Here is a 21486-nt window from a genome sequence, read left to right on the forward strand (position 1 = left end):
GGTGTCAGCGGGGGCGGCGAAGGTGGGTTCACACACCGAGCCAAGGAGAATCCGATGCAGAACTTCACCACCACCGCCCCGATCGCCGCCGTGCTCCACATCCCCGCCGGCCGGGTGCGGCTCGACGCTTCCGGTGGCTCCGACACCGTTGTCCAGGTCCTCCCCGCCGACCCTTCGAAGAGCCGCGACGTGAAGGCGGCCTCGGAGACCGCGGTGACGTTCGCCGACGGCGTCCTGCGGATCTCGCTCGAGGCGAAGAACCAGTACTTCGGCCCGTCCGGGTCGGTCGACGTGACCGTTTCGCTGCCGGCCGGTTCGTCGGTCGAGACCGAGGCGGCGAGCGTCTCGTTGCGGGGCGTCGGCCGCCTGGGCGACGTCACGGTTTCGGGAGCACACGGCGAGATCGTGTTCGACGAAGCGGCGAGCCTGCGGTTGACGGCCCACGCGGGTGACGTGTCGATCGCCCGGCTGACGGGCCCGGCGGAGATCACCACGGGCAAGGGCGACATCCGCATCGCCGAGGCGGCGAGCGGCAACCTGGTGCTGAGCACCCAGGCAGGCGACATCACGGTCGGCGCGGCGCCGGGCGTGTCGGCATCGCTGGACGCGGGGACGACGTACGGACGGATCCGCAACTCGCTGAAGAACGAGGGCGCGGCGGGTCTGGTCATTAAGGCGACGACGTCGTACGGCGACATCGACGCGCACAGCCTGTGAGGTGGAGCAGCGAGCGCCGAAACTGTCGGTGGCGGCCGGTAGAGTGGAAAACGGGGGAGCGCCCCCACGGGTGAGGCAGATGAGGCGGCGTGTTGCTTCTTGCCCTCAGCCCGTTTGCGGTCGCAGTAGGCCCGGCTGGTCGGATCCGACAAGGCGGCGAAGGCGGCGAGGAAGGACACTCGTTTGAGCTGGCGGTTGCCGGTGCGGGCGGGGTTCTCGCCCAGAGCGGTCATGCTCGGTCTCGACCAGCTTCTCGCCCATGCGGGGTGCGTGGACTGCGGCGATCGCGGTGCGTTTGCGGCGGCCGGCCTTCGGGCCGATGGTCCGCGCCAGAGCGCATCCCGCGCATCGGTCTTCACCCAACCGGGACAGAGGTCGGCGATGCGGCGCATCGCCAGCCCGGGCAGATCGGTCACCCGATGCTGGCCGGCTGATCCACCACGACCAGCGGCCCGTGCTGAGCGAGCTTGTCGAACAGGGCCTTCAATTCCGGTTCACTGTTGGGCAGCGGCCCGTCGTGTAGCCGCGTGCCGTCACCACGGCCGTTCAGTCGTCGGTTGTGGTCACCGATCAGGCATCGAGCGCCGGCACCCACGCCTGCGACGAGACGCAACGGGGGCGCCCCCGCGGGTGGCGTCAGCCGGCCCAGGTGACCGCGTGCTTCTCGAACCCCCGCGCCGCCGCCACCCTGGCCGCTTCGGCCTCCGCTTCCTCTCGCACCTCCGGGCGCAGCGGGTCGAACGACGTCACCGTGAACGTCAGCTTCGCCCCGCTGCCCTTCGTGCGCCACGTGCCCGCGATGTCGCCGTCCGCCAGCAGGACTCCCGGGTTGCCCAGCATCTTCCAGACTTCCTTGCGCCGCAACGGGTCCGGGACGAGCAACGCCTTGTCCCGGGCCTGGATGAACGGGTCCAGCGGCGGCAGCAGCCGCACCACCTCCGGCTCCGGCGGGTTCTCCAAGGCCGGAAGGCGGTCCGCCGGCAGGTAACGGGTCTTGCCGTCCACCTTCACCGATGCCAGGTCCGCGGGCCACGTCCGGTCGACCACCGCGCGGGCCGTCCCCGCGAACTCCGCCGCTTCGCCCGGGGACGCCGGGCCGTTCAGGCGCAGGTAGCGCTCGATCACAGCGGTCGCCGCCGCCGGGTCCGGGGTTTTCCGCATTCGGCCGCGGCCCTCCAGCGGGGCCAGCGTTGCCGGGGCGGCCCCCGTCACCAGGCGGACGCCGCCGAGGGGGGAAGCGATGCGCATCAGCTGCTCCTGGATGTGCGTCGCGTTGCACCCCCGGCACCACCGCGAGAACGTCGGTGGCAGGCGCTTGGTGACCGCCGTCGACACTGCGCCCTTCGTCATCGGTTCCGTGACGACCTCGCGCAGCGCGGCGGCCGCCGTGAAGACCACCTCGGTCGCGGCGAGCCCGGTCGCCGTCATTTCCTTGCGCTGCCACAGCATCCGGGCCAGCGCGTCGGCGTCGTCGAGGGGCACCAGCGCGCGGATCGCCTCGGGCAGGTCCGCGCGCAGGTGGTAGTGCGGCGCGCCGCGCAGCGTCCAGGCCAGGACGAGGCGCTCGTCCTCCAGGGACACCTCGCCGTCGAGCCGGGCGGCCAGGGCGAGCAGCGCGGTGTCGCGCATGCTGTCCTGCAGCCCGGCCCGGACGACGGCGAGGTCGGCGACGTCCTTCGCCGAGCGGTGCAGGCCGTGCTCGGCGATGCGGTAGGCGAGTACCTGACGGCGGTCCACGTGCGGCTCCTAGAACGCGTACTCGAAGGTGTAGCCCACCTTGTCCTCGCCGAGCGCGCCGCCGGCGGTACCGCTGCCGGTCAGCCCGGCCAGCTCGCCGGTGCCCGAGCCCGGGACGACGGTGAACGTCGAGGCGATGCCCTTGGCGTCGAACGTGTACTCGTGGCGCACGACGAACGTCCCTTCGCGACCGTCCACCTTACCCTCGAAACGCTCGAAGCTCGGCGACGTCGTCTCGCCGCTTTCGTAGCCTTCGCCCGCGTAGTACAGCAGAAGGTCGCAGACCGATTCGCCCTCGAGGACGCCAACGTAGGCGAAGGTGGCATGCGCGTACGCCACCCGGGGGCCACCCTCGGTGCCGCTGACGATCTTCTCTTCCCAGTTCTTCGTGGTGAATCCGTTCATGAGCCTCACCCTGCCGGGCATACCTGTCAGCTCGTGTCAGGTATTTCTGCCAAAATCGGGTCATGCGCGCGAGCCGCCTGTTGTCCGTCCTCCTGCTGCTGCAGAACCGCGGCCGGATGACGGCCGAGGAGCTCGCCGAAGAGCTCGAGGTCTCGGTGCGGACGGTCTACCGGGACATCGACGCGCTCTCGGCGTCCGGCGTCCCGGTGTACGCCGACCGCGGCCGCACCGGCGGCTACCGGCTGGTCGACGGCTACCGCACGCGGCTCACCGGGATGACCGAGGAGGAGGCCCAGTCGCTGTCGCTGGCCGGGCTGCCGGTGGCAGCGGCCGAGCTGGGGCTCGGCACGGTGCTGGCGGCGGCGCAGCTCAAGCTGTACGCCGCACTGCCGGCGGAGCTGCGCGACCGCGCCGGACGCGTCGCCGAGCGGTTCTACCTGGACGTTCCCGGCTGGCACCGGGGCATCGAGAGTCTGCCGACGCTGTCGGCGATCGCCGACGCGGTGTGGTCGTCGCACCGGATCCGGATCCGCTACGAACGGTGGGGACAGCGGGTCGTCGAGCGGGACGTCGAGCCGCTCGGGCTGATCCTCAAGGCGGGCAACTGGTACCTCGCGGGCCGGTGCGACGGCACGGACCGGACGTACCGGATTTCGCGGGTGCTGGAGCTGACCGACCTGGGCGAGGTGTTCGAGCGGCCGGCCGGGTTCGACCTCGCGCGGTACTGGCAGGAGTGGTCCGAGCAGTTCGAACGCCGGATGTACCCGCGCGTCGCCGTGGTGCGGCTTTCGCCGCGGGCGCAGGCTCTCGTACCGTTCTACGCAGGTTCTGTCGGCGCCCGCGCCCTGCGCGAGTGCCGGAACGAGCCCGACGCGGACGGCTGGCTCACCGTGGAGCTGCCGGTGGAGCCGGGCGAACCGGCCATCGGTGAGCTGCTGCGCTTCGGGCCGCACCTGGAGGTCCTCGAACCGGCGGACCTGCGGGCGGAGCTGGCGGAGGCGATCGAGGAGATGGGCGCGTTCTATGGGTGAGCTGAGCGGGATCGCCATCGGGGTCACGGCCGAGCGGCGAGCCGACGACTTCATCGCGGCCCTCGAGCGCTACGGCGCCGACGTCCGCCACGCGCCGACGATCACCATCGTCCCCCTGGCCTCGGACCCTTCGCTGCGCGCGGGCACCGAGGCGGTGGTGGCGGAACCGGTGGGGTTCACGGTGGTGACCACGGGAGCGGGCTTCCGCGGCTGGCTCGAGGCGGCCGAGGGCTGGGGCCTGCGCGAAGGTCTGGTGACGGCACTCGAGCGGTCCCGCATCTACGCCCGCGGCCCGAAGGCGGTCGGAGCGGTGCGCGGCGCGGGGCTGCGGGAGTCCTTTTCGGCGGCCTCGGAGTCGAACGCGGAGCTGTTCGGAGCCTTGGCGACGGCCGGGGTGGGCGGCGCGCGGGTGGCTGTCCAGTTGCACGGGACGCCGCTGCCGGAGCACACGGACCCGCTGGTGCGGGCGGGGGCGTCCCTGGTGGAGGTGCAGCCGTACCGCTGGCATTCGCCGCCGGACGTGACGCCGGTGCACGAACTGATCGACGCGGTGCTGGCGGGCGAGCTGGACGCATTGGCCTTCACGAGCGCCCCGGCGGCGGCGAACTTTCTGACGCTGGCCCGGGCGGATGGGCGCTACGACCCGTTGGTGGCGGCGCTGCGGGGGCGGTTGGTGGTGGCGTGCGTGGGTCCGGTGACGGCGGCGCCGCTGGAGGCGGTGAGGGTGGCGACGGTGCAGCCGGACCGCCAGCGGCTGGGTGCGCTGGTGAAGCTGCTGGTCGCGGAGCTGGGGAAGGGGTAGTTCCGGCCCGGTCGCGGGCCTGGCCCTGGTTCCGGGCGCGCCTCGGCCCGGCCTGGCACGCCTGAGCTCGGGCCACCCCGCGCTCACGGCCCGGCTCGGCCCGATCGAGCCCGGCCCGGCCCGGCCCGGCCGCGGCCCTGGTTCCGGGCGCGCTTGGGCTCGGCCTGGCCGCGTCGGCCCGCCCTCACCCTCGGCCGCCCCTAAAACAACAGCCCCTCGACCTCCTCCTCTCCCTCCGGCTTCCACCGGTACTTCCGCAGGTCCACTCGCTGCCCATCGGCCAGCACCCCCTCCGCGCGCAACCTCTCCAGCTGGTCGTGCACCAGGTGCGGGGCCGGTGTCCCGTTCGCGCGCAGGATCCGGTGCCACGGCAGGTCGTGCCCGTCCTCGGCCAGGATCGCGCCCACCATCCGTGGCGACGGTGCCCCCGCCAGGGCCGCGATGTCGCCGTACGTCGCCACCGTGCCGGCTGGTACCGACTCGATGATCTCCCGCACTCGCTCGTGCAGAACGTCGTCCATGGCCCCTACTGTGCCGGACACCACCGACACTTTCCGCAGCCGTCCGCCGCGCCGGGGGTGTGGTTCGCCGTTTCGAGCGTGCCGGTGCGCCACCCGGGGGACCCGGCGTGGTTCCATCGCGGGGTGAACGGGAGGCGAACGGCGCAGGCGAACGCGCGGCTGGTGCGCACGCCGGTCACCGCCACACCCTCGTTCACCTGGGACGATGGCGCCCGGCGGCTGCTCTCCGCGCCCGGGGGGTTCCGCCGCGTGCTCGGCGGCCCCGGCACCGGCAAGACCGCGCTGCTCGCCTCGGCCGCCACGCGCCGCATCGCCGAGGGGGCCGACCCCGAGAGCGTGCTCGTCCTCACCACCTCCCGCCGGTCCGCCGATGCGCTGCGCGCCGACATCACGCGGCGGCTGACCGCCGATCCCGAGCTGGCGCGGCCGCTGCCCCGGACCGTCCGCGAACCGCTCGTCCGCACCGTGCACTCCTACGCCTACTCGCTGCTGCGGCTGGAGGCGATGGCCGAGGAGCTGCCGCCGCCGCGGCTGCTCGCCGGGGCCGAACAGGACGTCGTCGTCCGGGAACTGCTGGCCGGTGACCTCGACGAAGAGGCCGAGTACTGGCCCGAGCCGCTGCGGCCCGCCCTGATGGTCCCCGGGTTCGCCGAGGAGCTGCGCGACCTGCTGATGCGCGCCGCCGAACGCGGGCTCGGCCCCGAAGACCTCGCCGAGCTGGGGCGCCGCCGGGGGCGTGAGGAGTGGGTCGCCGCCGGGCAGTTCTGGGCGCAGTACGAAGAGGTCACGCAGCTGCAGGGCGCCGGCGGCAACGCGCTCGGCGTGGCCAGCGCGCCCGCGCTGGACGCCGCCGAGCTCGTCACCTCCGCGCTGCTCGCCCTGGAGGACGACGACGAGCTGCGCGAACGCGAGCGCACCCGGGTCCGGCACCTGTTCGTCGACGACGCCCACCACCTCGACCCGCTGCAGACCAGCCTGGTCCGGGTGATCGGGCACACCGCGGCCGAGTTCGTCGTGGCCGGCGACCCCGACCAGAACGTGTTCTCCTTCCGTGGTGCCGACGCGCGCCTGTTCGCCGACGCCGACCCGGACGGCAGCCGGACCGTCACGCTCACCACCTCCCACCGGCTCTCGCCCGCCGTGCGGCTCGCGGTGGCGAAGATCGGCGCGACGCTCCCGGGCGCGTCGCCGCACCGCAAGATCGTGCCGCCCCAAGGGGCTTCCGGCGGCAACGTCCGCGTCCGCGTGATGCCGACCCCGGCCGCCGAGGCGAGCTGGATCGCCGACCAGCTGCGCCGCGCGCACCTCGTCGACGGTGTGCCGTGGTCGGAGATCGCCGTGCTCGTCCGGTCGCCCGCGCGGACTTTCCTTGTCCTGCAACGCGCTTTGCGGGCCGCCGGTGTCCCGATCGGGTCGGCGACCGAGGAGCTGCCGCTGGCGAAGCAGCCCGCGGTGCGGCCACTGCTGGCCGTGCTGAAGCTCGCGCCGGCGCCGGAACTGCTCGACGTCGACCTCGCCGAAATGCTGCTGTCGTCGGCGCTCGGCGGCGCGGATCCGCTGGCGCTGCGGCGGTTGCGGCGCGGGCTGCGCCGGCTCGAACTGGCCGGCGGCGGGCAGCGGTCGAGTGACGAACTGCTCGTGGAAGCGTTGCGCGGCGGCGACATCCTCGTCGGTCTGGCCGACGCCGAAGCCGAGCCCGTGCGGCGCGTCGGCGGGCTGCTGCGCGTCACGCACCAGGCCGTCGCGCGCGGCGACGGCGTCGAGCAGGTGCTGTGGCAGCTGTGGCGGGAAAGCGGGCTGCAGGAAAAGCTGCTGAAGCAGGTCGACCGCGGCGGATCGCTGGGCGCGCAGGCCGATCGCGACCTCGACGCCGTCGTCGCGCTGTTCGACGCCGCCGGCCGGTACGTCGACCGGCTGCCCCGGGCGAGTGTGGCGTCGTTCGCGGATTACCTTGGTGCGCAACGGATCGCGGGTGACACGCTGGCGCCGGCGGCCGTGCCGTCCGATGGCGTCTCGCTGCTCACCGCGCACTCCGCCGCCGGTCGCGAATGGACGGTCGTCGCCGTCGCCGGTGTCCAGGAAGGAGCGTGGCCGGACCTGCGGCTGCGCGGATCCGTGCTGGGCGTGGAAAGGCTGAAGGACCTGATGGCCGGGGTCGACGACGACGCCGTGTCCCAGACCGCGCCGATCCTGGCCGAGGAGCGGCGCCTGTTCTACCTCGCGATGAGCCGGGCGAAGCAGACGCTGCTGGTCACGGCGGTTTCGGGCGAAGACGAGCAGCCGTCCCGGTTCCTCGACGACCTGGAGGAGAACGGCGCCGACGACGGCGGGCTCGACTCGCGGATGAAGCCGCCGGGCCGGTCGCTGGTGCTCGCCGAGCTGGTGGGGGAGCTGCGCGAGGTCGTCTGCGACGACAAAGCGGAGCCTTCACGGCGGCGGCGGGCGGCGAAGCAGCTGGCGCGCTTGGCCGACGCGAAGGTGCCGGGCGCGCACCCGTCGACCTGGTACGGCCTGCTCCCGGCGTCCACCGACGAGCCGGTGCACCCGCCGGGCGACCTCATCCGGATCTCACCGTCCACAGTGGAAATCCTGACGAAGTGCCCGCTGCGCTGGATGATCGAGCGCCACGGCGGCAGCGACCCGGCGCAGCTGGCGGCGGTGACCGGGACGCTGGTGCACGGGCTCGCGCAGGCCGTGGCGTCCGGCAGCACGGACGCCGAGCTGCAGGCGGCCCTGGACGAGGCCTGGGTGCGGGTCGACGCGGGGGCGCCGTGGTTCTCGCGGCGCGAGCGGCGGCGGGTCGAGCAGATGCTGCGGAACTTCACGACGTGGCTGGAGCAGAGCCGGGCGGAGCTCAAGGAAGCGGGCGTCGAGCAGGACATCGAAGTCGAGCTGCCGGTGAGGGATGCGGACGACGTCCGGGTGCTGCTGCGCGGCCGGGTCGACCGGGTGGAGCTCGATTCCGAGGGGCGTCCGGTGATCGTGGACATCAAGACGGGCAAGGTCCCGGTGTCGGGTGCGGACGCCGAGGCGCACCCGCAGCTGGCGGCGTACCAGCTGGCGGTGCTGCTGGGCGCGATCGAGGGCCGTACCGAGGCCGGCGGCGCGCGGCTGGTGTACGTGGCGAAGGCGAACAACAAGACGGGCTCGACCGAGCGGTCGCAGCCGCCGATGGACGAGGTGGCCGGCAAGCAGTGGCTGGAGCTGGTGCAGAAGGCGGCGGCCTCGGCGGCCGGGCCGGACTACCAGGCGCAGCAGAACCCGGACTGCGACCGCTGCCCGGCGCGGGGCTGCTGCCCCCTGCGCCCCGAGGGCCGTCAGGTGCCGGGCCCGTGATGCGCACCAAAGGCCTCGTGAGTGGTAAGGCGGGTTCTAACCCTCCTTACCACTCACGACGGGTCGGGGGCCGCCCGTGAGTCCGCTGCTCATCGCCAATCCTGTCGAGCCTGCGGAGCTCGCGGATGCGCTCGGGCTGCACCGGCCCACGCCCGAGCAGGCCACCGTCATCGCCGCGCCCGTCGAACCCTCGCTCGTCGTCGCCGGGGCCGGGGCCGGGAAGACCGAAACCATGGCCGCGCGGGTCGTCTGGCTCGTCGCCAACGGGATCGTCAGCCCCGATCGCGTGCTGGGCCTCACCTTCACCCGCAAGGCCGCGCGCCAGCTCGGCGAACGCGTCCGCGCCCGGCTGCGCCGCCTCGCCGGATCCGGGCTGCTCGACCGGCTCGATCCCACCGGCGGGCTGCGGTCCACTGTGGTCGCCGGCGAACCGACCGTCCTCACCTACCACGCCTACGCCGGGCGCCTGCTGTCCGAACACGGCCTCCGGCTGCCGGTCCAGCCCGGGGTCCGGCTGCTCTCCGAGACGTCGTCGTGGCAGATCGCGCACCGGGTGGTGTCCACTTGGGACAACGAGCTCGACACCGACCGCGTCCCGCCGACGGTGACCGCCGATCTCCTCGCGCTGGCCGGGGAACTGGGTGAACACCTCGTCTCGACCGAACAGCTCGCCGAGTACACCAGCTGGCTGTGCCGCGTCATCGAGAACGCGCCGCGCGCCAAGGGGCAGCGGGCCGCGCTGCCGCAGAAGCTCACCGAAATCATGGCGGCGCAACACTTCCGGCTCGCGCTGCTCCCGCTGGTCGACGACTACCACCGCCGCAAGCGCAACGAAGGCGCCCTGGACTTCGCCGACCAGATGTCGCTGGCCGCGCAGCTGGCCGGCGGGTACCCGTCCGTCGTGCGCGGGGAACGGGAGCGCTACGGCGCCGTCCTCCTGGACGAATACCAGGACACCGGACACGCCCAGCGCGTGCTGCTCCGGGCGCTGTTCGGCGGCGTCGAAAACCCGCCGATGCCGGTCACCGCGGTCGGCGACCCCGCGCAGGCCATCTACGGCTGGCGCGGCGCCAGCGCCGCCAACCTGCCCCGGTTCACCACGGACTTCCCGCGCTCCGACGGCGAACGGCTCGTCCCCGCGCACGAATTCGGGCTGCTGACCAGCTTCCGCAACCCGCCGGAAATCCTCGACCTCGCGAACGCCATCGCCGAGCCGCTGCGGGCCCGCGGCCTCGGCGTCGAACAGCTGCGGGCGCGCGAAGGCGCCGGGCCCGCGGACATCGCGTGCGCGCTGCTGCCGGACATCCGCGCCGAACGCGAGTGGGTCGCCGAGGCCGTCGCGCGGCGCTGGCACGCCCAGCAGGAGGGCACCGGCAAGCCGCCGACCGCCGCGGTGCTCGTGCGGCGCCGCGCGGACATGGCCCCGATCGCCGCCGAGCTGCGGGCGCGGGGGCTGCCGGTCGAGGTCGTCGGGCTCGGCGGGCTGCTCGACGAGCCCGAGGTCGCGGACCTCGTTTCGACGCTGAAAGTGATCGCCGACCCGCTGTCCGGCAGTGCGGCGGCCCGGCTGCTGACCGGTTCGCGCTGGCGGCTCGCGGCCGCCGACGTCGCCGCGCTCTGGCGGCGGGCCGGCGAGCTGTCCAGCCCGGAGAAGGCGGACACGCCGGAACTCGTCGCCGAGCGCGTCGAGCAGGCCGGGCTGATCGACGCCATCGACGAGCCGGGTGACCCGGCGCGGTACTCCGATGAGGGGTACAAACGCATCCGGCGGATCGGCTGGGAGCTGGCCGCGCTGCGGCGGCGGCTCGACCAGTCGCTGCCGGAGCTCGTCGCCGACGTCGAACGCACGATGCTGCTGGACGTCGAATCCCTGGCGCGTCCGGGATCCGCGGGGCGGGCGCACCTGGACGCGTTCGCCGAAGTCGTCACCGACTACGCCGAGACGGCACCGACGGCGACCCTGCTGTCCTTTGTGGACTACCTGAACACCGCCGCGCACGCCGAGGACGGGCTCACCCCGGGTGAGGTCGAGGTCGTGCCGGACCGGGTGCAGGTGCTGACCGTGCACTCGGCGAAGGGCCTCGAATGGGAGGTCGTCGCGGTGCCGCACCTGGTGCACGAGGTGTTCCCCGGCCGGCGGCGGTCGTCGTCGTGGCTGCGGACGGCGACGTCGCTGCCGGCGGTGTTGCGGGGTGACGCCGAGGATCTGCCCACATTGGACATCGCCGAGGGGCACGACCGCAAGGAAGTCCAAGAAGGACTCGAACGGCACGAAGCCGGGTTCGTCGAACGGGAACAGGCGGAGGAACGACGGCTCTGCTACGTCGCGCTGACGCGGTCCGAGCACGCGCTGGTCGTGTCGGGGCACTGGTGGAACGAAAGCAGCAGCCGGGCCAAGGGACCGTCGGAATTCCTCACCGAGATCGCCGGCGTCCTGCGCGAAACCGGCGTCGGGCAGCTCGCCGAGTGGGCGCCGGAACCCACGGAGGACGACGCCAACCCGCTGGTGTCGGACTCGCGGGCGGGGCGCTGGCCGGTCGACCCGCTGGCCGACCGCCGCACCGGCGTGCAGACCGGCGTGGAGCTGGTGTCGGAGGCGATGGCTTCCTCGCCGGACGAGGAAGAAGCCGACGATCCCGACGGCTGGGTGACCGACACCGACGTCCTGCTGGAGGAGTGGGCGCGCAAGGACGACCACGTCAAGCGGGTGCCGTTGCCGTCGCGGCTTTCGGTGAGCCAGCTGGTCGCCCTGGCCGACGACGCCGCCCGCCTGGCGGGCGACCTGCGCCGGCCGCTTCCGGTGGAGCCCAACAGCTTCGCCCGCCGCGGCACGGAGTTCCACGGCTGGCTGGAACGCCGCTTCGCGGGCGACCAGCTCATCGAGATCGACGACCTCCCGGGCGCGGCCGACTTCGGCGAGGCGCCCGACGCGGACTTCGAGGAACTGCAGGCGGAGTTCGAGAAGAGCGAGTGGGCGGCGCGGGTCCCGGTGGCGGTGGAGGTGACGTTCTCGGCCGACGTCGAAGGCATCACCCTGCGCGGCCGCATGGACGCGGTCTTCGCCGACCCCGACGGCGGCTGGACGGTGGTCGACTGGAAGACGGGCGCGGTCCCGCCGGAGTCCCGCATCCCGGCGCTGTCGGTCCAGCTGGCGGCGTACCGGATGGCGTGGGCGGCGCTGAAGGACGTCCCGGTGGAGCGGGTCCGGGCAGCGTTCCACTACGTCCGCGCGAACCGCACGATCCGCCCGGCAGACCTCCTGGCCCCGGACGCCCTCCGCGGCCTGCTCCGCAACCTCCCCGAGGACTGACCAACCGGGCATCACGCGTGCCTGGAGGGGCATCACGCGTGATTGGCGGGGTCATACCCCTGGGGACACACGTGATGCCCCTGGGGACACGGGTGATGCCTCTTGTGGTCAGGCGTTGTCGCGGACTTTCAGGGCCCAGGCGATCAGGGGCCACTGCAGGGGGAGGCGGGCCCAGGCGATCGCTCGTTGCGGGGCCGGGGCCGAAGACGCGTCCACGGCCATCTTCACGTTGCCCGGGAACACGCCCAGGAACAGCAGGGCCGCCGCCAAGCCGCCCAGGCGGCGGGTCCGGGGAGCCGCCACCGCCGCCGCGACCGCCAGTTCGGCCACGCCCGAGCCGTACGTCCAGGCGCGCCGGGACCCCGGCAGCGACCGCGGGATCAGGCCGTCGAACGGCTTCGGCACGGCGAAGTGCAGGACGCCCATGAAACCCAGCGCGCCCGCCAGCACGTGCGCGGGTCGTTGCGAAGTTGCCATGAACTCATCGTTTCACGCGGCGGGCCGGTGTCCGGTTCGGCTATCCTCCGGGCGTGAGTGACGCTCGACACGAGCCAGCATGAGGGCCCTCAAACGGTTGCCGCTGGGCAGTCTCACCGATCGGCCCGACCACGAGCTCGTCGGCGTCCTGCGGATGCCGGAGCTGGCCGTCAGCCCGCTGCGGTCGATCGTCAAGCGGATCATCGGCGCGCTGCTCGCGCTGCTGGCCACGGTGATCATCGTCTACGTCGACCGCGACGGCTACCGCGACGCCAACGGCGACGGCCTGTCCCTGCTGGACAGCCTCTACTACGCCACCGTCTCGCTCTCGACCACCGGCTACGGCGACATCGCGCCGGCCACCTCGTCCGCCCGGCTGGTGAACGTGCTGGTGATCACCCCGCTGCGGGTGCTCTTCCTCATCGTCCTGGTCGGGACCACCCTGGAGGTGCTCACCGAGCGCTCCCGGCAGGCGTTCAAGATCCAGAAGTGGAGGACGAAGGTGCGCGACCACACGGTCGTCGTCGGGTTCGGCACCAAGGGCCGGTCCGCCGTCAACGCGCTGCTCGGCGACGAGAACGTCGCCCCCGGCCAGATCGTCGTCGTCGACACCGACCAGCAGGCCCTGGACGCGGCGAGCGCGCTCGGCCTGGTCGCCGTGCACGGCTCGGCCACCCGGTCCGACGTCCTGCGCGTGGCCGCGGTGCAGCACGCCCGCGCGGTCGTCGTCGCCCCGAACCGCGACGACACGGCGGTGCTCGTCACGCTCACCGCCCGGGAGCTGGCACCCAAGGCGCACATCGTCGCGTCGGTGCGGGAGGCCGAGAACGTCCACCTGCTCAAGCAGTCGGGCGCCGACCAGGTCGTCGTCTCCAGCGAGACGGCCGGGCGGCTGCTCGGCATGGCGACCTCGACGCCGCTCGTCGTGGACATCATGGAGGACCTGCTCACGCCCGAGTCGGGGCTGGCGATCGCCGAGCGGCCGGTCGAACCGTCCGAAGAGGGCGGTTCGCCGCGGCACCTGTCCGACCTGGTCCTCGGCCTGGTCCGCGACGGCGTCCTCTACCGCGTCGACGCGCCGCAGGCCGACGCCATCGAACCGGGCGACAAGCTGCTTTACGTCAAAAAGGTCACCCAGGCGGAGAAGATCGAGCGGTAACCAGGGCACCTGGGTTTTACCCGCGGGATCTGGAACCATGGCCGGGTGCCCCCGCGATCCCTCGCCCTGAAGTGGCCCACGGTGGCGATCCCCGCCGCGGCGGGCGTGCTCGTCGTGCTGCTCGCCTGGCTCGCCGGGCCCGGGCTGCTGGGCATCAGCAGCGACGCCACCGGCGCGCCGGTGCCGGCGGAGGTCACGAAACCGGCGTCCTGCGACAAGCCGGACGCGAAGGAAACCGTGCGGTTCACCATCACCGGGAAGGTCCACGAGGGCACGCTCGACGGCTGCGGGCACGGCCAGGGCGAACGCGTCGAGGTCGCCGTGCCCGAGGTGCTGCCGGACACCGGCCCGGCCACCGTCACCGCCGCGGACACCTCGCCGGGAGCGTCGGACGCCCGGCGCCCGCTCGGGCTCGCGCTGCTGGTGTTCGCGTGCTTCTCCGGCGGGATGTTCGCCTACCTCTGGCTCAGCATCCCGCTGCGGCCGAAAGCCGCCGCGAAGGTCAGCTGACCTCGGACGACGGCGCCGCGAAGGTGTTGCAGTCGGCGATCCGGTTGCTCGTCGCGCCCGCCCGCCACCAGGACGCGTAGTGCGCGTTCGTCCCGTGGTCGTGGCTGCGGGAGGTGTTGTCGCCGCGGGTCTCCTGGTCGTTCCAGGCCTTGTTGTACATGTCGCGGCTGATCGTGCCGCCCTGGTCGACGTGCGCGCCGAGGAACATCCCGGAGAAGCACTGGGCCTGCAGTTCCTTGCGCCGCGACATCTCGAGCCCGGCCGGGCTGTTCTGGCCGGCCTCGTAGATCTTCTGCCAGGCCGCGTCCATCAGCCCGGCGACCTCCTGCACGTGGTGGCCGTACTCGTGGGCGAACAGGGCCAGGTAGACGCCGGGGTTGTTGCCGTACTGGTCGGTCTGCAGGCCGCGGAACGGGACGTACAGGTTGTTTTCGCAGTAGTACGCGGCCGTCGCGATGCCGACCTGGATGGTGCCGCACTCGGTCTCGAAGCTCGCGCCGGTCGGGAAGTGCAGCGACGGCGGGGTGAACGGCAGGTGGTAGGCCTCCAGGAACGGGCCCCACGCGGCGTCCAGGCACTTGCTCGCTGCGGTGAAGAACGCTTCCGCGCCTTCCTGCGTGCTCTGCCAGGCCGGCAGCGTGCAGACGCGGTTCTGCAGGCCGGCGTTCGGGTCCTGCAGGATCGGGTGGTCGGCGAGCTTGAGGATCTTCTGCGGGCCGGTCGGGCTGGGCGTCGACAGCTCGCTCGACGGGCTCGACGCCGACGCCGGGGCACCCGCGCCGCCGGGCGGGAGCTGCTGCGGCGGGAGGTCCTGGGACGACGGCGTGTCGCGGAAGTTCGCGTTCGCCAGCGGGGGGTCCGTGCGGTTGAGGGCCACGATCGCGACCAGCCCGAGCACCAGCACGGCCACCGCGCCGAGGCACACGCCGATCACGGCGGCCGGGGACCGGCGCTTCGGAGCGGACACGGTGTGGGGGCGGCCGAGCCACGGGAGATCCGGTTGCGCACCCGGCACCGGCGGCGGCTGGACGGTTCCGCGAGGCGGTTCCTGGCCGTGGGGCGGTTGCGTCACTAGGCAGTCCCGAAGGGTCTCGGTACGGACCGGGGGTACCCGATCCCGCCATTCAGCATATCGGGGGAACGGGCCCTCTCGCACCCGTCCGTGCGCACGGTGTCACGGCGACCGGACGTCACCCCAGGTCTGGCCGGGTGCGGAGGGCTCTGAGAGAGTGTGCGCAAGCAGGTACTGGCAGGCGAGGGGCTTCGATGACAGACACCGGTGGCGAGGGCGCGGACACGCCGACACCCAGCCAGGGTTTCCCCCAGGCTTCGGCCCCCGGATCGGGTGAGCCCAAGCCGGCCGAAGATCACGCGCCGTCACCGGCGACGCCGCCGCGAGGCTGGCAGGCACCGGACGCGCCGGCCACGCCGCCGCCCGGCTGGGAGGCACCCGGCACCCCCGCCGCGCCGCCGCCGCTCCCGTCCTACGGCACTCCGCAGTACGGGCCGCAGTACGGGCAGCAGCCGCGGTGGAACCCGCACGGGCTCGGCAAGCCCGGCGTGATCGCGCTGCGGCCGCTGAACATCGGCGACATCCTCGACGGCGCGATCACCGCGATCCGCCGGCACCCGCTGCTCGTACTCGGCATCGGCGCGGTGATGGCGGTGATCAGCGCGGCCATCACGTTCGTCGTCCAGAAGTACGTGCTCGGCGACCTGGAGAGCTTCGCCTCGACGGTCGAGCTCGGCCCCGCCGCGACCGACACCGAGCTGCGCGACGCCGTGTTCGGCACGTTCGGCGACGCCGCGCTCGCGCTCGTCTCGACCACGCTGGTCTCGACGCTGCTGCTCACCGTCACCACCGGCCTGATGGCCGCGGTGATGGGCCGCGCCGCGCTGGGCCGCGAAGTCACCTTCGCCGTCGTCTGGCGCGATGTGCAGCCCCGGCTGCTGCCCCTGGTCGGCGTCGCGTTCGCCTACGCGCTCCTGACCACCATCGGCCTGATGCTGTGCATCCTCCCGGGCGTGGTGGCCTGGGCGTTCTGGGCGCTGGCCGCCCCGGCGCTCGTGCTCGAGCGCGGGACGTTCCGGCAGGCGTTCTCGCGGTCGGTCAAGCTGGTCGGCGGGGCGTTCTGGCGGGTGTTCGGCGTCCTGCTGCTGGCGCAGATCATCGAGTCGTTCTTCGAAAGCATCATCCAGCTGCCGTTCACCCTCGGCAGCGGCGTGTTCACCCAGATCCTGAACCCGGCGAAGGTGACCGTGCCGAGCACCGGCGACCTGCTGCTGGCCTCGGCCGGGCAGATCATCGCCGGCACCATCGCGATCCCGTTCGTCACGCTGGTCACCGTGATCGTCTACTTCGACCAGCGGATGCGCCGCGAAGGCATGGACATCGAGCTGGCCCGCGCGGCCGGGGTCCAGCCGCCGCAGGCATGGTGACGTTCCGGCTCACCGACGTCCCGGTCGGCATCGACCGGGACACGGCCCGGCGCGCGGCCGCGGAGGAGCTGAGCGACCCGAAGTACCGGGACGCGAAGCCGAACTTCCTGCAGCAGGCCGCGCAGTGGCTGGGCGAGCAGCTGGAGAAGCTGCTGAACAGCCTGTCCTCGGGCGTCCCCGGCGGGATCTTCGGGGTGGTGCTGATCCTGGCGCTGCTGATCGTGCTCGTCGTGGTGATCCGGCTGCGGACCGGCAAGGTCGCGCGCGCCGCCCGGGCCGAGCGCGTCGTCTTCGGGAGCACGCGCAAGAGCTCCGCCGACTACCGGCGGTCGGCGGCGGAAGCCGCGGCCGGGGGCCGGTTCGACGACGCCGTCCGCGATCGCTTCCGCGCCGTCGTGCGGGCCCTGGAGGAACGCGGGCTGCTCGACACCCGGTCCGGCCGGACCGCGGACGAGGCCGCCGCCGAGGCGGGCGTGCTGCTGCCGAACCTCGCGGATCAGCTGAGGCAGGGGGCGCGGTCCTTCGACGACGTCCACTACGGCGGCCGCGAAGGTACCGAAACGGCTTACCAGGCTTTGACCGAGCTCGACGAACGCTGCCGCCGTGAGCGACCGGTCGCCATGGCGGGCTCGTGACCACCTCTGTCTCACCGGACCTGCGCCGGATCTGGCGCGGCGCCCGCGTCCCCCTCGCGCTGCTCGCGCTGATCTTCGTCGCCGGTGCCCTGCTCCTGCTGGCCCGCGGCGAGCAGACCCACGGCGCCCTCGAACCCGGCTCGTACGAACCCGGCGGCGCGCACGCCCTCGCGAAGCTGCTCGAAGACCAGGGCGTCGACGTCCGGACGGCCCGGACGCTCGCCGAAGCGAGCGCTGCGATCGGCAAGGACGCAACGCTGCTCGTCACCCAGCCCGAACTGGTGCCGGCGAAGCGGTTCGACGCGCTGCGAACGGGCGCCGCCGACGTCGTCCTGGTGACGCCGGGCCCGCGGACGCTGCATGACTCGCTGCCGCTGGTGCACGCGGCCGGCCAGAGCGGCGTCGGGACGCTGCGTCCGCAGTGCACGGTCGCCGCGGCGGTCGCGGCGGGGGACGTCACGCTCGGCGGCACCGGCTACGCGGCGCCCGGCGCGCGCTCGTGCTACCCCGGCGAGGACGGCGGCGGCACGCTGCTGCAGCTCGCCGACTCCGGCGGCACGACGACGCTGCTCGGCTCGCCCGCGCCGCTGACCAACGCGCGGCTGGCCGAAGAGGGCAACGCGGCGCTGTCGCTGCATCTGCTGGGAGCGCACCCGAAGCTCGTCTGGTACCTGCCGTCCGCTTCGGACCCGGCGCTGGACGACTCCCGCAGGTCGTTCTTCGACCTGATCCCGGACGGCTGGTACTACGGCGCGGCGCAGGTGGGCGTCGCCGTGGCGCTGCTGGCGTGGTGGCGGGCCCGCCGGCTCGGCCCGGTGGTCACCGAGCCGCTGCCGATCGTCGTCCGGGCGGCCGAAACGGCGGAGGGCCGCGCGCGGTTGTACCGGCGGGCGAAAGCCGCCGGCCACGCGGGTGAGACGCTGCGGGAAGCGGCGCGGACCCGGCTGCGGACGACGCTGGGCCTGCCGCGCGACGCCGACGCGCAGGCGTTGGTGACGGCGGTGAGCACGCGGACCGGCCGGCCGGCGAACGACATCGGGCCGGTGCTCTACGGCCCGCCGGTGCCGGACGACCCGGCGCTGGTCCGGCTGGCGGGCGAACTGGACAGGGTGGAACGAGAGGCGGGGCGAACTTGACCAGCGAGAACGCGACGGGGGCCCGGGACGCGCTGATCGCGCTGCGCGCCGAGGTCGGCAAGGCCGTCGTCGGCAACGACGCCGCAGTCACCGGGCTGATCCTGGCCCTGCTGTGCCGGGGGCACGTGCTGCTCGAAGGCGTCCCGGGCGTGGCGAAGACGCTGCTGGTGCGGGCGCTGGCGGCCGCGCTGGACCTGGAAACCACGCGCGTGCAGTTCACGCCGGACCTGATGCCCGGCGACGTCACCGGCTCGATCGTCTACGACGCCCACAGCGGCGAGTTCTCCTTCCGCGAGGGGCCGGTGTTCACGAACCTGCTGCTCGCCGACGAGATCAACCGGACGCCGCCGAAGACGCAGTCGTCGCTGCTGGAGGCCATGGAGGAGCGGCAGGTTTCGCTCGACGGCAAGACCCGGCCGCTGCCCGACCCGTTCATCGTGATCGCCACCCAGAACCCGGTGGAGTACGAGGGCACCTACCCGCTGCCGGAGGCGCAGCTGGACCGGTTCCTGCTCAAGCTGACCATGCCGGCGCCCTCGCGCGAGGACGAGATCGGCATCCTCTGGCGGCACGCGCAGGGTTTCGACCCGCGCAACCTCGCCGCGGCGGGCCTCAAGGCGGTCGCCGGGGCCACGGAGCTGGCGGCCGCGCGCGAAGCCGTGGCCCGGGTGACGATCGGTCCCGAGGTGATCGGGTACGTCGTCGACCTGTGCCGGGCGACGCGGTCGCTGCCGTCGGTGCGGATCGGCGTCTCGCCCCGCGGGGCCACGGCGTTGCTCGCGGTGACCCGGGCCTGGGCGTGGCTCGCCGGGCGCGACTACGCGACCCCCGACGACGTCAAGGCGCTCGCCCGGCCCGCGCTGCGGCACCGGCTGGACGTGCGGCCGGAAGCCGAGCTCGAGGGCGTCACCGCGGACGGCGTGCTGGACCGCGTGCTGGCGTCCGTGCCCGTGCCGCGCTGACATGGCCGTCACCGGAAGGCTCGGGCTGCTGGCGCTGTTCGGTGCGCTGGTGGTCGGGCTGCTCCTGCCGTCGACGACCGGGATCCTCGCGGTCGGCGGGGTGCTGCTGGTGCTCGCCGGCGCCGACCTGGCGCTGGCCGGGAACGTGCGGACGCTGACGTTCCGGCGCGCGGGCGACACGTCGGTGCGGCTGGGTGAGCCGTGCGAGGTGACGCTGGTCGTCGCCAACGCCGGCGGGCGGGCCGTGCGGGGCGTGCTGCGGGACGCGTGGCCGCCTTCGGCGGGCGCTGACGACCGGCATGCGTTGCGGGTTCCGGCGGGGGAACGCCGGGCACTGGTGACGCCGCTGCGGCCAACGCGGCGCGGCGACCGGACGGCGGCGCGCGTGACGGTCCGGTCGGTGGGCCCGCTGGGGTTGGCCGCGCGGCAGGGATCGCACGAGGTGCCGTGGACGGTCCGCGTGCTGCCGCCGTTCCACAGCCGCAAGCACCTGCCGTCACGGCTGGCGCGGCTGCAGCAGCTGGACGGCCGCAACGCGGTGCTGATCCGCGGCCAGGGCACGGAGTTCGACTCCCTGCGCGAGTACGTGATCGGCGACGACGTGCGGTCCATCGACTGGCGGGCGACCGCGCGGGCGGCGGACGTGATGGTCCGGACGTGGCGGCCCGAGCGCGACCGGCAGGTGGTGCTGGTGCTCGACACGGGCCGGGTTTCGGCGGGCCGGGTGGGCGACGCGCCCCGCCTCGACGCGGCGATGGACGCGGCGCTGCTGCTGGCGGCACTGGCCACCCGGGCCGGCGACCGCGTCGACCTGCTGGCCTACGACCGCCGGCTGCGGGCGGCGGTGCAGGGTTCGTCGGGGGCGGCGTTGCTGACGGCCCTGGTGAACGCGATGGCCCCGCTCGAACCGACGCTGGTCGAGACGGACGCGCGCGGGATGGTCGCGGAGGTGCTCAAGCGGACCCGCCGCCGCGCGCTGGTCGTGCTGCTGACCGGCCTGGACGCGGCGCCGCTGGAGGAGGGGCTGTTCCCGGTGCTGAGCTCGCTGACCGCCCGCCACGAGCTGGTGGTGGCGTCGGTGGCGGACCCGAGGGTGGCCGAGATGCTCGCCGGCCGCGGCGACGCGGAAGCGGTGTACGACGCGGCATCGGCGTCCCGGACGACGGCCGAGCGGCTGCGGATGACCGAACGCCTGGCCCGGCACGGCGTGAGCGTCGTCGACGCGGTCCCGGAGGAGCTGCCGCCGGCGCTGGCGGACCGTTACCTGGCCCTGAAGGCCGCGGGACGGCTCTAGGCCGCCTCGGGTAGCGCGTCTCCGGCGTCGCGCGCGTCGAGGTCGCCGACCTCTCCGTCCTTCGCCGCGCGGCGGCCCAGCGTGAACACGTAGACCAGGAACAGGACCTCGACCAGCGCGCCGATGCCCACGCGCAGCCACGTCGGCCAGCCCGACGGCGTCACGAACGCCTCGATGATCCCCGACACGAACAGCACGCACGTCAGCCCGAGCGCCATCACGACCACCGAGCGGCCCTGCTCGGCCAGCGCCGCCGTGCGGGAGCGGCGGCCCGGGTCGACCACCGTCCAGCCCAGCTTCAGGCCGGTGCCCGCCGCGACGAACACCGCCGTCAGCTCCAGGAGGCCGTGGGGGAGCAGGAGGCCGATCATCACGTCGCCGCGGCCGGCCGCGCTCATCGCGCCGATGATCACCCCGGCGTTGAGCGAATTCAGCCAGAGCGCGCCGATCACCGGCAGGCCCAGCGCGATGCCGAGGAACAGGCAGGTCGCCGCCACCCACGCGTTGTTCGTCCAGACGTGCGCCGCGAAGGACGCCGCCGGGCCGGTCGAGTAGTAGCTCTCGGCCTCGCCGCCGGGCTTGGTGAGCGCGTTCAGCTCGTCCGGCGACGCGATCGACGCCCGCACCACCGGGTCGCGCGCGACCCAGACGGCGATCACCGCCATCACCGCGATCGACACCAGCGCGGCCGGGATCCACCACCGCCGGGACAGGTAGACCGCGGCCGGGAACCGGCGCGTGAAGAACCGGGCGACCTCGCGCCAGGCCGGGGTGTGCGAGCCGGCGACCGCCGACCGGCCCCGGGCGACCAGCCCGGACAGCCGGCCGACCAGCGCCGGGTCCGGCGCGACCGACCGGACGATCGACAGGTGCGTCGCCGCCCGCTGGTAGAGCGTCACCAGCTCGTCGGCTTCGGGCCCGGTCAGCTTGCCGCCGCGGCCCGTCAGCTCGCCGAGCCGGTTCCACTCCGCCGCGTGCGCCGCGACGAAGACGTCCACATCCACGGCCCCACCCT

At 73.5% G+C, this 21486-nt stretch carries 18 protein-coding genes and 2 pseudogenes; 12 read left to right on the forward strand and 8 right to left on the reverse strand.

What is annotated here, in order from left to right; all coding sequences use genetic code 11:
• Positions 1-54: 54 nt before the first annotated feature.
• Positions 55-717, forward strand: coding sequence for a DUF4097 family beta strand repeat-containing protein (locus ABZW17_RS36370; RefSeq protein WP_354824197.1), 663 nt, complete (start codon positions 55-57; stop codon positions 715-717).
• 83 nt (positions 718-800) lie between these two features.
• On the opposite strand, the pseudogene ABZW17_RS36375 reads toward ABZW17_RS36370, so the two are convergent.
• The 4 genes and pseudogenes from ABZW17_RS36375 to ABZW17_RS36390 all read right to left on the reverse strand — a co-directional run.
• A pseudogene (locus ABZW17_RS36375) lies at positions 801-938 on the reverse strand (IS110 family transposase); the annotation flags it as partial.
• A 114-nt stretch (positions 939-1052) separates the two neighbouring features.
• Positions 1053-1249: pseudogene (locus tag ABZW17_RS36380) on the reverse strand (IS110 family transposase); the annotation flags it as partial.
• A gap of 104 nt (positions 1250-1353) precedes the next feature.
• Entirely contained in the window at positions 1354-2454 is a 1101-nt protein-coding gene (locus ABZW17_RS36385) for a crosslink repair DNA glycosylase YcaQ family protein (protein WP_354824199.1), read from the reverse strand.
• 9 nt (positions 2455-2463) lie between these two features.
• Complete coding sequence (locus ABZW17_RS36390) at positions 2464-2859, reverse strand: DUF3224 domain-containing protein (RefSeq protein WP_354824201.1); 396 nt, start codon at positions 2857-2859, stop codon at positions 2464-2466.
• 62 nt (positions 2860-2921) lie between these two features.
• Here ABZW17_RS36390 and ABZW17_RS36395 point away from each other — a divergent pair, with 62 nt between their 5' ends.
• Both ABZW17_RS36395 and ABZW17_RS36400 read left to right on the forward strand, forming a co-directional pair.
• Complete coding sequence (locus ABZW17_RS36395) at positions 2922-3890, forward strand: YafY family protein (RefSeq protein WP_354824203.1); 969 nt, start codon at positions 2922-2924, stop codon at positions 3888-3890.
• Entirely contained in the window at positions 3883-4692 is an 810-nt protein-coding gene (locus ABZW17_RS36400; protein ID WP_354824205.1) for a uroporphyrinogen-III synthase, read from the forward strand. Before ABZW17_RS36395 ends, ABZW17_RS36400 begins: the two co-directional genes overlap by 8 nt.
• A 200-nt stretch (positions 4693-4892) precedes the next feature.
• On the opposite strand, the gene ABZW17_RS36405 is transcribed toward ABZW17_RS36400, so the two are convergent.
• Entirely contained in the window at positions 4893-5213 is a 321-nt protein-coding gene (locus tag ABZW17_RS36405) for an MGMT family protein (RefSeq protein WP_354824207.1), read from the reverse strand.
• Positions 5214-5375: 162 nt separating this feature from the next.
• On the opposite strand from ABZW17_RS36405, the gene ABZW17_RS36410 reads away from it, so the two are divergent.
• Positions 5376-8549: an ATP-dependent DNA helicase gene (locus ABZW17_RS36410; protein WP_354824275.1), complete on the forward strand. Its 3174-nt coding sequence runs from the start codon at positions 5376-5378 to the stop codon at positions 8547-8549.
• A gap of 76 nt (positions 8550-8625) precedes the next feature.
• Positions 8626-11859, forward strand: a complete 3234-nt coding sequence (locus ABZW17_RS36415) for an ATP-dependent DNA helicase (RefSeq protein ID WP_354824209.1) — start codon at positions 8626-8628, stop codon at positions 11857-11859.
• Positions 11860-11967: 108 nt separating this feature from the next.
• On the opposite strand, the gene ABZW17_RS36420 is transcribed toward ABZW17_RS36415, so the two are convergent.
• On the reverse strand, positions 11968-12336 hold the full coding sequence (locus ABZW17_RS36420; protein WP_354824211.1) for a hypothetical protein: 369 nt from the start codon (positions 12334-12336) through the stop codon (positions 11968-11970).
• Between the two features lie 79 nt (positions 12337-12415).
• Here ABZW17_RS36420 and ABZW17_RS36425 point away from each other — a divergent pair, with 79 nt between their 5' ends.
• Positions 12416-13495: a potassium channel family protein gene (locus ABZW17_RS36425; protein WP_354824213.1), complete on the forward strand. Its 1080-nt coding sequence runs from the start codon at positions 12416-12418 to the stop codon at positions 13493-13495.
• Positions 13496-13576: 81 nt separating this feature from the next.
• Positions 13577-14005, forward strand: a complete 429-nt coding sequence (locus tag ABZW17_RS36430; protein ID WP_354824278.1) for a hypothetical protein — start codon at positions 13577-13579, stop codon at positions 14003-14005.
• Here ABZW17_RS36430 and ABZW17_RS36435 read toward each other — a convergent pair.
• Positions 13998-14972, reverse strand: a complete 975-nt coding sequence (locus ABZW17_RS36435) for a neutral zinc metallopeptidase (RefSeq protein ID WP_354824215.1) — start codon at positions 14970-14972, stop codon at positions 13998-14000. The genes ABZW17_RS36430 and ABZW17_RS36435 overlap by 8 nt on opposite strands.
• A 299-nt stretch (positions 14973-15271) precedes the next feature.
• Between ABZW17_RS36435 and ABZW17_RS36440 the strand changes: the two genes are divergently transcribed.
• The 5 genes from ABZW17_RS36440 to ABZW17_RS36460 are packed head-to-tail and all read left to right on the forward strand — an operon-like array spanning position 15272 to position 20471.
• Complete coding sequence (locus ABZW17_RS36440) at positions 15272-16444, forward strand: hypothetical protein (protein ID WP_354824217.1); 1173 nt, start codon at positions 15272-15274, stop codon at positions 16442-16444.
• On the forward strand, positions 16438-17079 hold the full coding sequence (locus ABZW17_RS36445) for a DUF4129 domain-containing protein (RefSeq protein WP_354824220.1): 642 nt from the start codon (positions 16438-16440) through the stop codon (positions 17077-17079). The genes ABZW17_RS36440 and ABZW17_RS36445 overlap by 7 nt, the downstream gene beginning before the upstream one ends.
• Positions 17076-18215: a DUF4350 domain-containing protein gene (locus tag ABZW17_RS36450; RefSeq protein ID WP_354824223.1), complete on the forward strand. Its 1140-nt coding sequence runs from the start codon at positions 17076-17078 to the stop codon at positions 18213-18215. Before ABZW17_RS36445 ends, ABZW17_RS36450 begins: the two co-directional genes overlap by 4 nt.
• Complete coding sequence (locus ABZW17_RS36455) at positions 18212-19177, forward strand: MoxR family ATPase (RefSeq protein ID WP_354824226.1); 966 nt, start codon at positions 18212-18214, stop codon at positions 19175-19177. The genes ABZW17_RS36450 and ABZW17_RS36455 overlap by 4 nt, the downstream gene beginning before the upstream one ends.
• A 1-nt stretch (position 19178) precedes the next feature.
• Entirely contained in the window at positions 19179-20471 is a 1293-nt protein-coding gene (locus tag ABZW17_RS36460; RefSeq protein ID WP_354824229.1) for a DUF58 domain-containing protein, read from the forward strand.
• Here the strand turns inward: ABZW17_RS36460 and ABZW17_RS36465 are convergent.
• Positions 20468-21475 (reverse strand): stage II sporulation protein M, encoded by a 1008-nt coding sequence (locus ABZW17_RS36465; RefSeq protein ID WP_354824232.1) that lies wholly within the window; start codon positions 21473-21475, stop codon positions 20468-20470. The two genes, ABZW17_RS36460 and ABZW17_RS36465, sit on opposite strands and share 4 nt — an antisense overlap.
• Between the last annotated feature and the right edge of the window lie 11 nt (positions 21476-21486).

The organism is Amycolatopsis sp. NPDC004625, from assembly GCF_040609695.1.
In the GTDB taxonomy this organism is placed as follows: domain Bacteria; phylum Actinomycetota; class Actinomycetes; order Mycobacteriales; family Pseudonocardiaceae; genus Amycolatopsis.

Excerpts from the sequence above, each read along its gene's own strand:
- ABZW17_RS36395 (WP_354824203.1), top strand. The coding sequence starts at position 2,922 with ATGCGCGCGAGCCGCCTGTTGTCCGTCCTCCTGCTGCTGCAGAACCGC.
- ABZW17_RS36425 (WP_354824213.1), top strand. The coding sequence starts at position 12,416 with ATGAGGGCCCTCAAACGGTTGCCGCTGGGCAGTCTCACCGATCGGCCC.
- ABZW17_RS36440 (WP_354824217.1), top strand. The coding sequence starts at position 15,272 with ATGACAGACACCGGTGGCGAGGGCGCGGACACGCCGACACCCAGCCAG.
- ABZW17_RS36445 (WP_354824220.1), top strand. The coding sequence starts at position 16,438 with ATGGTGACGTTCCGGCTCACCGACGTCCCGGTCGGCATCGACCGGGAC.
- ABZW17_RS36405 (WP_354824207.1), bottom strand. The coding sequence starts at position 5,213 with ATGGACGACGTTCTGCACGAGCGAGTGCGGGAGATCATCGAGTCGGTA.
- ABZW17_RS36420 (WP_354824211.1), bottom strand. The coding sequence starts at position 12,336 with ATGGCAACTTCGCAACGACCCGCGCACGTGCTGGCGGGCGCGCTGGGT.
- ABZW17_RS36370 (WP_354824197.1), top strand. The coding sequence starts at position 55 with ATGCAGAACTTCACCACCACCGCCCCGATCGCCGCCGTGCTCCACATC.
- ABZW17_RS36390 (WP_354824201.1), bottom strand. The coding sequence starts at position 2,859 with ATGAACGGATTCACCACGAAGAACTGGGAAGAGAAGATCGTCAGCGGC.
- ABZW17_RS36460 (WP_354824229.1), top strand. The coding sequence starts at position 19,179 with ATGGCCGTCACCGGAAGGCTCGGGCTGCTGGCGCTGTTCGGTGCGCTG.
- ABZW17_RS36400 (WP_354824205.1), top strand. The coding sequence starts at position 3,883 with ATGGGTGAGCTGAGCGGGATCGCCATCGGGGTCACGGCCGAGCGGCGA.